At 53.8% G+C, this 14,975-nt stretch carries 11 protein-coding genes and 2 tRNA genes; 6 read left to right on the forward strand and 7 right to left on the reverse strand.

Features of this window, described 5'->3' with window-relative positions; translation table 11 throughout:
- Window positions 1-22: 22 nt before the first annotated feature.
- Entirely contained in the window at window positions 23-1,372 is a 1,350-nt protein-coding gene (locus TH19_RS10940) for a glutamine synthetase family protein (RefSeq protein ID WP_114102485.1), read from the reverse strand.
- Window positions 1,373-1,642: 270 nt separating this feature from the next.
- Here TH19_RS10940 and dgcN point away from each other — a divergent pair, with 270 nt between their 5' ends.
- The 3 genes from dgcN to TH19_RS10955 all read left to right on the forward strand — a co-directional run bounded on the left by dgcN (window position 1,643) and on the right by TH19_RS10955 (window position 5,185).
- The gene (gene dgcN, locus TH19_RS10945) at window positions 1,643-2,647 is read left to right on the forward strand and encodes an N-acetyltransferase DgcN (RefSeq protein WP_114102389.1); all 1,005 of its coding nucleotides are present in this window, start codon (window positions 1,643-1,645) and stop codon (window positions 2,645-2,647) included.
- A 1-nt stretch (window position 2,648) separates the two neighbouring features.
- On the forward strand, window positions 2,649-3,629 hold the full coding sequence (dgcA, locus tag TH19_RS10950) for an N-acetyl-D-Glu racemase DgcA (RefSeq protein WP_114102390.1): 981 nt from the start codon (window positions 2,649-2,651) through the stop codon (window positions 3,627-3,629).
- Window positions 3,630-4,084: 455 nt separating this feature from the next.
- Window positions 4,085-5,185 carry a GGDEF domain-containing protein gene (locus TH19_RS10955; protein WP_258547915.1) on the forward strand — a complete coding sequence of 367 codons (1,101 nt, stop codon included), beginning with the start codon at window positions 4,085-4,087 and terminating at the stop codon, window positions 5,183-5,185.
- A 797-nt stretch (window positions 5,186-5,982) separates the two neighbouring features.
- On the opposite strand, the gene TH19_RS10960 is transcribed toward TH19_RS10955, so the two are convergent.
- From TH19_RS10960 to TH19_RS10970, 3 genes are all read right to left on the reverse strand, one after another.
- Window positions 5,983-6,825 (reverse strand): hypothetical protein, encoded by an 843-nt coding sequence (locus TH19_RS10960; protein WP_114102392.1) that lies wholly within the window; start codon window positions 6,823-6,825, stop codon window positions 5,983-5,985.
- 153 nt (window positions 6,826-6,978) lie between these two features.
- Window positions 6,979-7,563 carry a GNAT family N-acetyltransferase gene (locus TH19_RS10965; protein ID WP_114102393.1) on the reverse strand — a complete coding sequence of 195 codons (585 nt, stop codon included), beginning with the start codon at window positions 7,561-7,563 and terminating at the stop codon, window positions 6,979-6,981.
- Window positions 7,563-8,429, reverse strand: coding sequence for an N-formylglutamate amidohydrolase (locus tag TH19_RS10970; RefSeq protein WP_114102394.1), 867 nt, complete (start codon window positions 8,427-8,429; stop codon window positions 7,563-7,565). Before TH19_RS10970 ends, TH19_RS10965 begins: the two co-directional genes overlap by 1 nt.
- A gap of 222 nt (window positions 8,430-8,651) precedes the next feature.
- Between TH19_RS10970 and TH19_RS10980 the strand changes: the two genes are divergently transcribed.
- The 3 genes from TH19_RS10980 to TH19_RS10990 all read left to right on the forward strand — a co-directional run bounded on the left by TH19_RS10980 (window position 8,652) and on the right by TH19_RS10990 (window position 10,009).
- Window positions 8,652-8,728: transfer RNA gene (locus TH19_RS10980), tRNA-Val, on the forward strand.
- 16 nt (window positions 8,729-8,744) lie between these two features.
- A tRNA-Val gene (locus TH19_RS10985) sits at window positions 8,745-8,821 on the forward strand.
- Window positions 8,822-8,959: 138 nt separating this feature from the next.
- Window positions 8,960-10,009, forward strand: a complete 1,050-nt coding sequence (locus TH19_RS10990) for a DUF4238 domain-containing protein (protein WP_114102396.1) — start codon at window positions 8,960-8,962, stop codon at window positions 10,007-10,009.
- 3 nt (window positions 10,010-10,012) lie between these two features.
- On the opposite strand, the gene TH19_RS10995 is transcribed toward TH19_RS10990, so the two are convergent.
- The 3 genes from TH19_RS10995 to TH19_RS11005 are packed head-to-tail and all read right to left on the reverse strand — an operon-like array spanning window position 10,013 to window position 14,958.
- A complete protein-coding gene (locus TH19_RS10995; RefSeq protein WP_114102397.1) occupies window positions 10,013-11,155 on the reverse strand; it encodes an ABC transporter permease in 1,143 nt (380 codons plus the stop codon).
- 3 nt (window positions 11,156-11,158) lie between these two features.
- A complete protein-coding gene (gene rbbA / locus TH19_RS11000; RefSeq protein ID WP_114102398.1) occupies window positions 11,159-13,948 on the reverse strand; it encodes a ribosome-associated ATPase/putative transporter RbbA in 2,790 nt (929 codons plus the stop codon).
- The gene (locus tag TH19_RS11005) at window positions 13,948-14,958 is read right to left on the reverse strand and encodes an HlyD family secretion protein (protein WP_114102399.1); all 1,011 of its coding nucleotides are present in this window, start codon (window positions 14,956-14,958) and stop codon (window positions 13,948-13,950) included. The genes rbbA and TH19_RS11005 overlap by 1 nt, the downstream gene beginning before the upstream one ends.
- Between the last annotated feature and the right edge of the window lie 17 nt (window positions 14,959-14,975).

Here is a 14,975-nt window from a genome sequence, read left to right on the forward strand (position 1 = left end):
GCGCAAAATTCGATAAGCGAAATTAAACGTTCAGCAACAGGTGCTCACGCTCCCAGGCGCTGATCACGGTCTGATAAGCATCCCATTCCGCTTCCTTGACTGCAAGAACCGCGGCCGAGAATTCCTCGCCCAGAAGTTCCTTGAGCGGCTTGCAACGCTGGAATTTCGCCAGCGCTTCGTGGATGTGACGGGGCAGGGAATGTGCCCGGTCATAACCCGAACCCTCAATCGGGGATGTCGGGTCGATTTCCTCGATAATGCCCAGCAGGCCACAGGCAAGCGATGCGGCAACCGCAAGATACGGGTTGGCATCCGCACCCGGAATGCGGTTCTCGATACGACGTGCCGAAGCCGGGCCATTTGGCTGGCGCAGGCCTACGGTGCGGTTATCAAGCGACCAGTGCATGTTGATCGGGGCATCCGACCAGGGCTGCAAACGACGATAACTGTTCAGATTCGGTGCCAGAAGCGGCATGGCAGCGGGCAGGTAACGCTGCAAGCCACCAATATAGTTCAGGAACATCTTCGAGTTTTCGCCATCATCATCGGCAAACAGGTTCTTGCCGCTATCGATATCGACAAGGCTCTGGTGGATATGCATGGCACTTCCCGGATGGTTGCCCATCGGTTTTGCCATGAATGTCCCATAGACTCCGTGCTTGAGTGCTGTCTCGCGCAGCGTGCGCTTGAACAGGAACGACTGGTCGGCCAGTTCAAGCGGCTCGCCATGGTTAAAGTTCATTTCAAGCTGGGCCGGGCCGGATTCGTGGCTCATGGTATCGGCATCGATATCCATGGCTTCGCAATAATCATAAAGATCTTCGATCAGCGGATCGAACTCGTTGATCGCGTCGATGCCAAAGGCATTCGATGCACGTTCCGGGCGGCCCGAACGGCCAATTGGCGGCTCAAGCGGGTTATCGGGGTCGGTATTCTTTGCCACCAGATAAAATTCAAGTTCCGGGGCGATAACGGGTTTCATGCCGCGTTCTTCAAAAGCCTTGAGAACGCGTTTAAGAACCCCGCGCGGCGAGGTCGAAACTTCCTCGCCAGAGAAGTGATAGCAATCGCAGATGATCTGGGCAGTCGGCTCCTCGTACCACGGCACAACGCGGATGGTTTCGGGATCGGGAACCATCACGACGTCTTTTTCGGCCGGGTCAAGGAATGCATCGGTTTCTTCCGGGTATCCGCCGGTCACAGTCAGGCAGAAAATTGCTTCCGGGATGGCAAGGCTTTTGGCTTCGAGGCCGCGCAGGAACTTCTGCGTCGGCAAGACCTTGCCGCGGGCAACCCCTGACATATCCGGGACAATGCATTCGACTTCTTCGATTTTTCGCTCAGATAGCCACTTCTTGAGATCGGTGCTCATATGTAGTCGGGCGCTTTCACGCCAGTCCTTCAAAATTGCATTTTCTTGCGTTTTTCGGGCCATTCCCGACAAATTTCACAAGAAAGAATGTTGGTATTCGAAGAGTTTTGTATTTAATTTTCTTATTGGTCTTATTTTTAGAATTATAGTCGAAATATTGGTGATATCGTCGCATATATCAATTCATATGACTGGAACGGCTCCACCATATTGCGCTATAGTCTCCCCAGATTATAAGGGCAGCGTTTGGACGCTGGTCAAGGAGGTATTATGAAAATCGAACATCCCTATCTTATGTTTCTTGGTGACGCGCCGGACGAACTGGCGGCAAAAACCGCAATTGGCATCAAACAGTGGCGTCCGGAATGGTGCGTCGGTCAGCTCAGCCTTCCGGGCTGCAAGGCTGATCTTGGCCTGCCGGAAATGACCATTGCCGACGCCAAGGCCGCTGGCGTCAAGACGCTGGTTCTTGGTGTTGCTAACCGCGGCGGGATCATCGGCCCGGCCTGGATGGAAACCATTCTTGCCGCGATTGAAGCCGGCATGGATGTTGCCAACGGCCTTCATACCCGTCTTACCACGAATCCTGAACTTGCCAAAGCAGCCGCTGCCAAAGGTGTCAGCCTGTTTGACGTTCGCCATTTCGATGGCCAGGTTCCGGTTGGTAACGGTGAAAAACGTTCCGGCAAGCGCGTTCTTGCTGTTGGTACCGATTGCTCGGTCGGTAAAATGTATACCGCGCTTGCAATCGATGCTGAGATGAAAAAACGCGGCATGAAGTCCGACTTCCGTGCCACCGGCCAGACCGGTATCTTCATCGCGGGCGAAGGCATTTCTGTTGATGCCGTGATTTCCGACTTCATTTCCGGCGCTGTTGAAACCATCGCACCGGCCAATGATGAAGATCACTGGGATGTTGTCGAAGGGCAGGGCAGCCTGTTCCACGCTTCCTATTCCGGTGTGACCATGGGCCTGATCCACGGTTCCCAGCCCGACGCGCTTGTTGTTTGTCACGAGCCGACCCGTGCGCACATGCGCGGCCTTCCGGGCTACAAACTTGTTGATCTCAAGACCTGCATGGATGTCAATCTGATGCATGCCAAACTGACCAACCCGAATTGCGTGGTTGTCGGTTTTGCAATCAACACCAAGGCACTCGACGAAGCAGCAGCAACCAAGTTGCTGGCTGATATCGAAGCCGAGTTCGGTCTTCCGGCTGTTGACCCGGTTCGTACCGGTGTCGCTTCGATCGTCGACAAGCTTCAGGAGATTTAAGTTGCCCCAACTCACTGTGATTTCCGAAGTCTTTCCCCTTGCACAGGTTTTCAAAATCTCGCGCGGGGCACGGACCGAGGCATATGTGGTCAAGGTGACCCTGACGGACGGCACGCATACGGGCTATGGGGAATGCGTTCCCTATGCCCGTTACGGCGAAACTGTCGACGGTGTCATGGCTGACATCACTGCACAGGCCGATGCGCTGTCACGCGGCATGACCCGTCTTGAACTTCAGGACGCCATGAAGGCCGGTGCAGCACGCAATGCTGTTGATTGTGCCTATTGGGATCTTGAAGCCAAGCGTACCGGACGTCGCGTCTGGGAAATGATTGGTCATAAGGCACCTGAAGGTCTGGTCACGGCCGAAACGCTTAGCATCGATACACCTGACAATATGCGCGAGGCGGCACGTAAAATTGCCCATGCACCGTTGTTGAAGGTCAAGCTGAACGGCGAAAACGTTCTCGAATCCGTTCGTGCGGTTCGTGAAGGTTCGCCCAAGGCCCGTATCATTGTTGATGCCAACGAAGCCTGGTCGCTTGATCTGCTGTCCGATATCGGGGCCGAGCTTGATGCGCTGGGTGTTGAAATGATCGAACAGCCACTGCCTGCCGGGCAGGATGACGGCCTGATCGACATTGATTGCCCGGTTCTGCTTTGTGCAGATGAATCGGTTCATACGGTTGCTGACATTCCGCGTCTGGCCAACCTGTATGACATGATCAATATCAAGCTCGACAAAACCGGCGGTCTTACCGGCGCGCTGGAGCTGGCAGAAGCCGCCTCCAAGGCCGGGATGCAGTTGATGACCGGTTGCATGGTCGGAACGTCGCTTGCGATGGCGCCGGCCATGATCACCGGTGCGATGTCGCGCATTGTTGATCTTGATGGCCCGATCTGGATGGCCAAGGATCGCGAAAATGCCCTGACCTTTGATAAAGGGGTTATGGGTCTTCCTGATCGGGCTCTCTGGGGCTGATCACGGTTCGGGTTTCATCGCTTTGGTGATGTGATCTCAGGGCAAAAAATCAAAGGCCGCGTCGGTTTATCCGGTGCGGCCTTTTTTGATTTTTGCGATACCGTGGATTGGAGTGATACTTCCTGAAACTCGAAAAGGTTAAGTTTTTTCCAATTCGTTCCAAAATTTTGCGTTGAAAATTTACGTATATTTTTCAATTGTTTGCGCGATAATTTTTCCCGAAATTGTGATGTTGTTCTCTTTTTTGGGTGCTTCCACCTCTAACGGATAGTTGTATCTTTGGTTAAATAAGTGAACCATGATGATTGTAAGCAGGGACAGGTACGTCCTTGAAAATAATAATGCTGGAGCTGTTCTGCGTGCTATCCGACTCCCACAGAGATGGTAGGCGCACTGCCGGGGCTTTGCGGTGTTGCTATCGTGACTTCTTCTATACGCCTAGGCATGCCGAGCTCATGCATCTCCGGCGTAAGGAATCGATTCAGCTCTCCGCCCGTTTTGCAGCTCTTTTCGTTCTTGTGTTATTGATTGCCGCCCCGTTCTGGGATGGTGCTTTTTCCCTTGATATCTGGTCTTCGCAAACTGTCTTGATGCGCATGCTGGTTTCGGCTGTTGCGGTTGCGGTGATTACCAATCGTGCGGTCAATGCGCGGTTGCGCCGTCGTTTTCCGTATTTGCCGATGCTGATGCTTATTCTTGCGGGCTGCTTGCTTGCGGTTTTTGCGGGCAACGATGCCGGTGCAACGTCACGGATGCATTCCACGCACAGTTTCCTGATGCTGGGGCTTGTCTTGATGATTGCCATCATGCCAGTGACCCTGGTCGAGGCGGTGGCACTTTCCTTGCCGATCCTTGGTCTTTTGTTTGTCGGGGCACATGTGTCCTTGGCGACCGGGGCTGTTCCGCTTGAAATGTTGCTGGCGGTCTTGCTGCCGCTTGCGGTGTTCTCGGCGCTGGTACAGCTTTATCGGACTATCGTGGCGGCACAGGAAATTGCGATTGATCCGTTGACGGGCTGCTATACCCGCGCCTTTGGCATGGAAATGATCAAGGTCAGTTTCGACGGGGCGTTGCGCAAAAAGGCCCCCTATACGGTGGCTTTCATCGATCTTGATGACTTCAAACAGATCAATGACCGTTATGGTCATGATTACGGCGACCGTATTCTGGGCGAGGTCGGCGAAAACCTTGTGACCCGTTTCCGTCGTTCAGACCTTGTTGTGCGCTGGGGCGGGGAGGAATTCCTTGTTCTTCTGCCGGAACTGGACCGCACGCGCGCGGCCGAGGTTCTTGATCGTGTTATGGCGCCGGGATTGGCGGCCCTTGAAAACGGGCAGGTTCAAAAGGCCAGTGTCGGTTTGTCCGAGCGGATCGAAGATGCGATTGCCTTGCCGCAAAACCTGATCGAGCTTGCGGATCGTCGGATGTACGAGGCCAAGAAGCGTCGCGATCATGATGAACTGATCTCTAATGGTCTGTCTGGTCGTCGAAGCGCTGCGCGCAAGCTTTCAAGTCCTTGTGCAGCGCAAGTGCCTGTTGATCGCACAATTAACTGACGGACCTGCTTTCGGCCCCTGGCTGTGTCAGGATTTGAGCCGATCTTGGTCGTGCTGCTTTTCCCCTGTATCTTATCTCTGATTCGCGTACGTCTTCCTGTGGGGCGTGCGCTGTTTGTCTTGGTGTGTCTTGGCGGTGTGATCTGTCCGGCCATAGGGCAGGGTAGAAGGTGCCGGGGCGTTCGCCCTGTGTCCTGATGTGGAAACTGGCACGTGTTTCAGGAATCGCGGCTGTGATGTCGGGAAACTTTGGTCGGGATTCGGGATGGATTCGCGACGATTCGTGTGTTGCGGATGTCGGGGTTCTTTTCTTCGGTGATCAAAAAATAACCTCGATCTGAGGATTTCCCGAGCGATTGGCGTGCATTGTCATAAAAATGTGATGAAAAAATATGCATCTAAATTTTTGACGAAAAAATAGTCAAAAAGCTATTGCGTCCTCCCCGGCAAATGAGTAATCTCCATTTGTGCGCTGCGGTAGGACGCAGTGCATTCCGGCGAGCGACTTGTCGCTCGTTTCTTGGACGTTTCCTCCCTAGACTTGGGCCGCTGTCACAGGCGGCCTTCTTTTTTGCCTGAATTCAGCCATTTCGCGCGAATTTCCGGGCGGTAATTAACCATCACGTTAAAAATGAAAATCCGGATGTGGGTTATTGTGCGCTGCAAATCAACCCGCGGGCGTTGCGTGCATTTCCAATAGGTGTGCGCTGGGGGCGGCCGTTCTGTCTTGACATAAAAAAGGCGCTGCCGCCGGTTTCCCGGGGAAGCGCCGTTTTAAGGGCTGGGCTGTTGACGGCTTACTGTCCGCAGTCGGTCTGGCTGATCCTGAAGGTGTTCAGGTGCTCGTGATCGGTGACATAGTTTTCAACAAACACCGCACCGGCCTTCACCAGTATTTCGATTTTCGGGTCATTGCACAGATAAGCCGCGATCTGCTCGTGGGCATCGGATGTAAATTCAAAGCCCGGCTCGTAAACGATATAGGTCCGCTGCAATTCGTTCTGGGCGGCCTTGACCATCACCAGATCCACTGTTTCGCCGGTCGTAATCGGCAGCATGGGCTGAAGCTCGTCCGCGATCCGGCCAAGCTGGGCGCTTAACTGTTTCTGGTAATTCTCGGTGATCAGGGTCGTTTTGATATTAACCGACGTATAAATACCAAGCGCAAAGATCATCAGGCCAACTGCGACGCCCTTTCCACCGGATAAAAACGGGGTGGTGCCGGGGCGCAAAAATCCTGGTCGGTTACGTCCGCCTTTCAAAAGAAGATAAAGATTGGCAAGCGGGATAAATCCCAGAATTGCCAATTGCTTTTGTCCACCGATATCGATCGCCCGTGCGACTGAAACACGACCAAGGATAAATCCGGTCAGTGTGATGACAATCAGGGGATATCCCGTCGCCAGCCAATAAAGATTATGTTCGATTGCGGGCAGGGTAAAAAGCGTTCCGATCCCGGAAACTGCATTGGCAAAGGCCAAAAGCGAAAGGCTGACGAAATACTGCGCCCTGGTGATCGAAAGTTTGCTGTTACGTGATATCGCCCCCAATAAACCTGCCAGGGCAAATATCCCGAAATGGAGGACCCGGACGGTTTCATCCGGCAAGCTGGCATAGCTGGTCGCGAGATCGTTCAGCATAAAATCGTTCTTCTCCCCGTATGGTCTTCAGGCGACGGAGAATAAGAACGTTTCGGGCGTTGCGAAACTAGCTGGAAGAGTAGGTTTTGCTAATGAATGCGCGGATTTGAATGGCTCATATCCGGTATGAGCCATTCCAGGATCTGGTTTGGTCTATTTTTCGCGCTTTGGATTGCTTTCCGGGGTGGTGCCGTCACCATCGCCCAAGCCGCGCTGCATGATCACGCTATCGACCCAGCGGCCCAGTTTAAAGCCCGCCGACTGCAATGTTCCGGCAACCCGGAAGCCAAGCCGTGCATGAAGGCCGATGGATGCGACATTGGCGCTGTCGCCAATCACCGCCACCATCTGGCGATAACCAAGCGCTGTGCACCGTTTGATCAGTTCTGAAAGCAATGCGCGCCCGGCACCCTTGCCGACAACATCGGGCGCGATATAGATCGTGTCCTCGACCGTAAAACGATAGGCCGGGCGCGTCCGGTAGGATCCGGCATAGGCAAATCCTTCGACCCGTCCGTCAAGCTCCGCCACAAGATAGGGCAGGCCGCGTTCGCGCACATGTTGCCAGCGCGATGTCAGTTCGGCAATTTCAGGGGCGCGTTCCTCGAACGAGGCAAGGCCATGCAATACATGATGGCCATAGATTTCCGTGATGCGCTCGAAATCATCGGGTTCGGCATCGCGAATCACCAGATCGTGCAAAACATCGCTGGTCGCAGTATCGGTCGGGGTGGTCATTAAAACGGGTTCCCGTCGAGATCGTGGAAGGACGCGATCAAGGCAGTCATCTGATCGCGCAAAATGTCAAATCCGCGATGCGGGGTGATTGTGGCTTCATCCATATAAAGGGCACGCGACAGCTCGATCTGAAGGCTGTGCACATGCTCCTCGGGGCGGCCATAATGGCGGGTGCAATAGCCCCCGGCATAAGGATCATTATGGGCCGGGCCAAAGCCCATATCGCGAAGACAATCATCCACAAACCGCGTCAATGACGGGTGGCAGGAACTTCCATAGCAATCGCCAAGCACCAGATCAACGCGGTTTTTCATGCTGTCTGCGGAATCGCCGGGCATCGAATGGCAATCAATCAGGATGCAATAACCAAACGTATCACGCGTTTGATCAATCAGTTTCTGCAAGGCCCGGTGATAGGGATGGTAATAGGTATCAATACGTTCAAGCGCCTCTTCGACAGGCAGGCGGGATTTGTAAATCTCGACCCCGCCACTGACCACACGCGGAATCGACCCAAGCCCCGAAAGGGCCCGCATCGAATTGATTTCCGCATCATGGGGCAATTGTCCGTCAAACATGCGCGGATCAAGTTCCATCGCAGCCCGGTTCACATCGACATAGGCCCGTGGAAATGTCGCGCACAGCAACGGCGCGCCCAGCTTGGGCGCGGCCAGAAAAAGCTGATCGACAAAGGCATCTTCCGATGCGCGCAGTTCAAACGATCCGATCCGCGCATTTTCAATCAGGTCCCTGGGATAGTGGCGACCCGAATGCGGGGATGCAAACACCACCGGCAATGTTTGCTCTGGTGGCAGGATAACAGTAGCAGGCCCGCTAGAGGCAATTTCCGAAGGCAACTGGTTCATTGTCGTTCGTAATGTCCATCCCTGTATGGGTTGTTGAATATCCCGCGATCCTTCCCCTAGCATATGGTAATTGGAGCAGAATTGATGAAGATTTTTTGTCAAAATTCCATTTCTGGGGTTGCGCCTTTGTCTGCCTTGGGCTAAATACCGCCTCGCCGACGCAAACGGCACGGACCGAACCTTTCACCCTGATCGGGGCGGTCTTTTAAAAGATGGATTTGCGGGCCTATAGCTCAGTTGGTTAGAGCGTTCGCTTGACATGCGAGAGGTCACAAGTTCGAGTCTTGTTAGGCCCACCATCTTTTACACCCATAGGGGCCTATAGCTCAGTTGGTTAGAGCGTTCGCTTGACATGCGAGAGGTCACAAGTTCGAGTCTTGTTAGGCCCACCATTCCCACCCCGCCGGGTTGCCGCGCGGGGTTTTGTGTTTTAGCTCTTCCTGTACCTATCTCAATCAGATTTGAGTGAGTTTCGGTGTGGGGGCCATATACTGGATGATATTCATCATATTGGTTTGGTCGGAGGGCCGATGGCGGGAATAAAGCAGCATTACATTCCTCAGCTTCTACTCAAAGGATTCGGGCGTCCACGTGGACGAAAAGTTGTTCAAGTCGTTGTTTTCAGCCGTGAGAATGTTTTCTCCACAGCTACCGACGGAGTAGCCGCCCAAAGGTATTTCTATTCGAGGCCTGATGGAACAGGGGAAACCCTTGATGATCGTATTACGAGTTATGAGAACGGTTTGAACTCAATGCTCGTACAATTAAGAGCTACGCAGCGAATTGATGCAGGATTGAAGCTGAAGTTAGGTGAACTTGTTGTGCATCTCTGTGTGAGGGCTGCCGTAGTTCGTGAAAGCTTTGGGTTCGCTGCAAAGCGTATTGTCGGTCGTTTCGAAAGCGAATTCTCAAGCCCTGCGTTGGCCCGAAAAGCACTTGGAATAGACGCCCTTGTGCTACCGAAATTAGTTCGAGACGAATTCGACAGCATTTACGAGCGTTACTCAGTGGAGTTCTCACTAAAAGGTATTAGTAAGCTTGGGTTTCGCGAACTAGCATCACAATGGACCCGCAAAAACTTTAATGAGAACTTCCAGAGAAACTTGGGTCGTATTACCGAGGAGTTGGAAGGTATTCAGCGAGGTATCAATGAGGTCGTTGAAAACTCTCATCGTAACGTGTTGAAGCAAGGTTTGGCTCCCAGTCAGCGCGTGCGTGGTCTTGAGCGTCTGGAATGGCGGGTAGTGCCCTGTCAAAATTCTGACTTGGTACTACCTGATTGTGTCGCTATTGCCTCAGATAATGATGGGAATTGGGGGCCGTACGTATTTTTCAAACTAGATGCAATCTCGCGCGTAATCATGCCGATTTCTAATCAGTTTGCACTTTGTGGGGCTGTTAATCCATCTGATCGATGTTTACCTGAAAACTACAACAAGCTGCTTGCTAGCTGTTCGTGGCAGTTCTTTGTTTCAAGAGATCAAAACTCATTTTTAGATCAGTTCAGACCGATCATCGGAGCTGCTGTAGTTGAACAAATGCGTCACGCACTTGTTAAGCCAATTGCCTTGACATCGTAGTGCTCACCGCATCTGCGCGATGCTCTTTCTGAACCGCATGGCGCTGAATGCAAAGAACGCGCTGGCGATGATGAAGACCAAAAGAAATTCCGGCCACACCACATCAATGCCCGCCCCGCGAAACAGGATGGCTTGCGCGTATTTCACGAAATGCGTTGATGGCGCGATCTGCATGATGTTCTGAAGCGTTTCGGGCATGCTTTCAATCGGTGTGGTGCCGCCCGAAAGCATCCGAAGCGGCAGGACCACAAGGATAAACAGCAACCCGAATTGCGGCATGGATCGCGTCATGGTCGCCAGGAAAATGCCAAGCGCGGTGGCAAAGAACAGATACAGGATCGTACCCGCCATGAATAAAAGCTTCGATCCGATCACCGGCACCCCAAGGATCAGCTGAACCACGAATATCAGTGACAGCGTGCTGGCAATCAGGATGACAAGCCCGTTGGCCCAGACCTTTGCCATCATGATTTCAAACGGATCAAGCGGCATCACCAGAAGATGCTCGATCGTGCCATGTTCGCGTTCACGAATTAATGCGGCACCCGAAAGAATGATCGACAGCATGGTAATGCCATTGATGATTTCCATGGTCGCAGTAAACCACGAACTTGTGGCGTTCTGGTTATAGGCATAGCGCGTGACGATCTGGGCTGCCTGTTCGCTATTGCGTCCGGCATAAGCCGATTTGCCACCAAGCCAGGCGGTAATTTCCTGTGCGATGATGTTGCTGACATAGCCTTGACCGATCCCGGCCTGCATCATTGCCGTGGCATCGATATTAAGCTGCATTTCCGGGTTGCGTCCGCCAATCAGATCGCGCTCGAACCGGGGCGGAATGACAAGGACAAAGGTAAACTCGCCGCTATCCATCACCGCATCAATATCGCGTTCGTCAATCTGGACTGGCGTCTGGAAAAACGGGGGCAGGAACGAATCCCGGATGCGCAGTGAAATGGCCGATCCGTCCTGATCTGAAATCGCAATCGATGCGTTATGCAAATCGTGCGAAAAGCCGGTCGCTGCATTATAGATTGCAAAGGAAAACGCCCAGCAGATCAGGATCATCAAAACAATGTCACGCTTAAGGCTGTATAGCTCCTTGATGCCAAGGCGATAGATATTGCCAATCCGTCTTGCAAACATCTCTTACGCCTCCTGCTTTTTCAAAAGCAGCATCGATATGATGCTCAGTGCCGGGAAGAAAATCGCAAGCTTGATCAATTCGGGATAAAGCTCGGCAAAGCCCAGCGCCTTGGTGAATGTCCCCACACTGATCGACATGAAATGCGATGTCGGAATGATGGTCGAAAGGACGGCGGGTGCGCCGCTCAGCGTCGAGACCGGCTGCATCATCCCCGAAAACATCACCGATGGCACCATGGTAATGATTGCGGTGCCAAAAAGCGCTGCGATCTGTGTGCTGGTAAAGGACGAGATCAAAAGCCCAAGTCCGGTGGTCGCAATCACAAACAGGATCGCACCAACCAGAAGCGTCAATCCATTGCCGCGCAACGGCACCTCAAACCAGAAAAGCGCCATCGCCGTCATCAGGACAAAGTTGATCAGGCCCAGCCCGATATAGGGCAATTGTTTGCCCAACAGGAATTCAAGCTTGGAAACCGGCGTCACATAAAGATTGGTGATCGATCCCAGTTCCTTTTCACGCACCACGCCAACTGCCATCAGGACGGCCGGAATAAACATCAAAAGCAGGGCAATGACCGACGGCACCATGGCATAGATGCTTTTGAAATCCTGATTATAGAGATACCGGGTTTCGATTTGGGCGGGCAGGGTGCTGGTGGTGCTGCCGCTTTTGCGAAGCGCGCTCTCGCTCAGATAGCGCTGATGGATACCTTCGACATAGCCATGAATGGTTTCGGCGCGAAACGGCATGGTGCCGTCAATAAACGCCCCGATCTCCGGGCTGGCACCCCGGCCAACATCGCGCCCGAAGCCGGGCGGTATTTCAATGGCAAGGGATATGTCCCCCGAAAGCAATCGTGCCTCAAGATCGGCATTGCTGATCAGTGGTTCCTGTTCGCGGAAATACCGCGATCCCGAAAGGTTTTCGATATAGGTCCGGCTTTCGGGTGTCTGGTCACGATCCAGCACCGCATAGGTCAGGTTTTCGACGTCAAATGTAATCCCGTAACCAAAGACCGGCATCAGGATCGCCGTCCCGATCAGGGCAAACATCAAACGGATCGGATCACGGATCAGTTCCATGGTCTCGCGCAGTGAATAGGCCCATAACCGCCGCGGGCTGAAGATCGATGCCTTTGCCGGTTTCCAGTGATCGGGCTGAATGTCATCCCCCGCAATCTGATCTGGCTCCGGTTCGGGGGCGTTTTCCTGTTCGCCGCTGGCTTCGACCAGATAACTGATAAAGGCTTCTTCAAGGGTTTCTGATCCGCGTCCCTTGGTGATTGCGTCGGGCGTGTCGCTGATCAAAACCTTGCCGGCATGCATAAGCGAAATGCGATCACACCGTTCCGCCTCGTTCATGAAATGGGTGGAAATAAAGATCGTCACACCCTGCTTGCGCGAAAGTTCGACCAGCAATTCCCAAAAACCGTCACGCGCCACCGGATCAACACCCGATGTCGGTTCATCAAGGATCAGGATTTCCGGGTCATGAATGATCGCAACCGCAAGAGACAAGCGTTGCCGCACACCAAGGGGCAGGCGCTCGGCCAGATCATGGTGATATTCACCAAGCCCGAACCGTTCGGAAAGCTCGGCAATGCGCGGCTTGATCTGGTCATTTGGCAGGTGAAACAGCCTTGCATGCAGTTCAAGGTTCTGAAGAACCGTCAGCTCGGAATAAAGTGAAAAGGCCTGGCTCATATACCCGACCCGACGGCGAAGCTCGATATCCTGTCCGTCAACCGGCTTGCCAAAAAGCTCTGCCGTGCCTTCGGTTGCCGCCAAAAGCCCGGTCAGCATCTTCATGGTCGTGGTCTTGCCACAGCCATTTGATCCGAGAAACCCGAAAATCTCGCCTTTCTCGATGCGGAAACTGACATTGTCGACGGCGGTAAAGCTGCCAAATCGCTGGGTCAGATTTTCGGCAACAATGGCCGGTGTATCACCATGTTCGGTGCGCGGCGGAATGATCAGTTCATGATGCCCGCTGCGTTCTTCTTCGGGCAAAAGGGCGATAAAGGCGGCTTCAAGGCTGTCAGTGCCGGTACGGCCCAGAATGTCGTCGGCACTGCCGGTCGCAAGAACCTTGCCGTCATTCATCGCGATCAAATGATCAAACCGGGCGGCTTCATCCATATAGGCGGTGGCGACAAGAACCGTCATTTCACGCCGTGTCTGGCGGATCGCATCAATCAGTTGCCAGAATTGCCGGCGCGACAGGGGATCAACCCCGGTGGTCGGCTCATCCAAAATCAGGATATCGGGATCATGAATAAGCGCACAGCAAAGACCAAGTTTCTGCTTCATCCCGCCCGAAAGCTTTCCGGCGGGGCGTTCGGTAAACGGCGCCAGTCCGGTCGCCCTGGTAAGGGATGCGATCCGCTCGTTGCGTTCGCGCTTGCCCTGACCAAATAACCGGCCAAAGAAATCAAGGTTCTCGCGGATCGTCAAATCCATATAAAGGTTCTTGCCAAGTCCCTGCGGCATATAGGCAATCCGGGGCAGGGCCGCATTGCGGTGCGTGCGGTCCCCCATTGATCCACCAAGCGTTTCAACCAAGCCATCCTGAACCTTGCGCGCCCCCGATATCAGGGCAAGGGCGGTGGATTTGCCCACACCATCCGGGCCGATAAAGCCCACGGTCTGTCCTGTCGGGATTTCCAGATTGATGTGATCAAGGGCCGTGACCTTGCCATAGTGATGGCAAACATCCTGCAGCCGCACGGCATGGGGGCTGTTTCCGCTCTGTCCGGTGCCGTGATCGGGGTGCGCTTCCACGCCCGCCATTATTGCATGCTCTGACGAAGGGTGGCGTCATCGGGCACATTCGGGGTGAATTGCGGTGGCCAGTCATTGTGATCGGCCAGCATGATATAGGCCTCGCCGGGAAGGCCGGTTTTGACCCGCTTGATATGTTCGGCAAGCAATTCCCGATCAATGCGCACCTTGACCCGGAACATCAGCTTGTCACGCTCGGACCGCGTTTCGACCTCGCGCGGGGTGAATTGCGCATCATCGGCAACAAACGATACCTTGGCCGGGATTACAAAGCCCTGTGCAGCATCAAGAAGAATGCGGGCTTCGTTGCCGACAAAGGCCAGGCCTGCCTGACGGGTGGGCAGGAACACATTCATGTAAACATCACTCAGATCAATCATCGTGATCACCGGCCCGCCGCCCGACAAAACCTCGCCCGGTTCGGCAAGACGATATTGCACGCGGCCATCACGCGGCGCTTTCAGGACCGCGTCATCAATCTGAACCTGAATACGTTTCAGTTCGGCCTCGGTCGCCTCGACATTGCGCTTGGCACTGACAAGCTTTGCCTCCGATGCGCTAAGAGCTGCCTGCGCCACATCGCGGTCCGCCCGGCGCTGATCAACCTGTTCACGTGAAATATTGTTGTTTTTTACCAATTCATTGGCGCGTATCAATTGCTGCTGGGCAAAGGAAAGCTCGCTTTTGCGCTGAACAATCAATGCCTCTGCCTCGGCAATGCCCTGTTCTGCCCCGGCAACCTCGGCGCGCGCACGCGCCTGACTGGCCATCAGTTCGGCAGTATCCATACGTGCCAGAACCTGACCGGCGCTGACCATATCGCCCTCGTCAACAAGGACTTCATCAACCCGTCCGGCATATTTGGTTGCAATGCGGATTTCTTCGGATTCAATCCGGCCATTGCCCGACGCGATATAGGATGGAAGTTCGGATTGCTGCGATTTCCAATAGGCAAAGCCGCCACCGGCCGCCACAACAATCACCACAAGAACAATCAGCACAGAACGCAGGTTCTTCATTCCATTCTCCGAGAAAC

Source organism: Thalassospira profundimaris, from assembly GCF_003326675.1.
Classification (GTDB): domain Bacteria; phylum Pseudomonadota; class Alphaproteobacteria; order Rhodospirillales; family Thalassospiraceae; genus Thalassospira; species Thalassospira aquimaris.

What these genes read in the sequence shown, in the direction of transcription:
- TH19_RS10940 (WP_114102485.1), bottom strand. Translation starts at nt 1,372, where the DNA reads ATGAGCACCGATCTCAAGAAGTGGCTATCTGAGCGAAAAATCGAAGAA.
- dgcN (WP_114102389.1), top strand. Translation starts at nt 1,643, where the DNA reads ATGAAAATCGAACATCCCTATCTTATGTTTCTTGGTGACGCGCCGGAC.
- TH19_RS10955 (WP_258547915.1), top strand. Translation starts at nt 4,085, where the DNA reads ATGCATCTCCGGCGTAAGGAATCGATTCAGCTCTCCGCCCGTTTTGCA.
- TH19_RS10960 (WP_114102392.1), bottom strand. Translation starts at nt 6,825, where the DNA reads ATGCTGAACGATCTCGCGACCAGCTATGCCAGCTTGCCGGATGAAACC.
- TH19_RS10965 (WP_114102393.1), bottom strand. Translation starts at nt 7,563, where the DNA reads ATGACCACCCCGACCGATACTGCGACCAGCGATGTTTTGCACGATCTG.
- TH19_RS10970 (WP_114102394.1), bottom strand. Translation starts at nt 8,429, where the DNA reads ATGAACCAGTTGCCTTCGGAAATTGCCTCTAGCGGGCCTGCTACTGTT.
- TH19_RS10990 (WP_114102396.1), top strand. Translation starts at nt 8,960, where the DNA reads ATGGCGGGAATAAAGCAGCATTACATTCCTCAGCTTCTACTCAAAGGA.
- TH19_RS10995 (WP_114102397.1), bottom strand. Translation starts at nt 11,155, where the DNA reads ATGTTTGCAAGACGGATTGGCAATATCTATCGCCTTGGCATCAAGGAG.
- rbbA (WP_114102398.1), bottom strand. Translation starts at nt 13,948, where the DNA reads ATGGCGGGCGTGGAAGCGCACCCCGATCACGGCACCGGACAGAGCGGA.
- TH19_RS11005 (WP_114102399.1), bottom strand. Translation starts at nt 14,958, where the DNA reads ATGAAGAACCTGCGTTCTGTGCTGATTGTTCTTGTGGTGATTGTTGTG.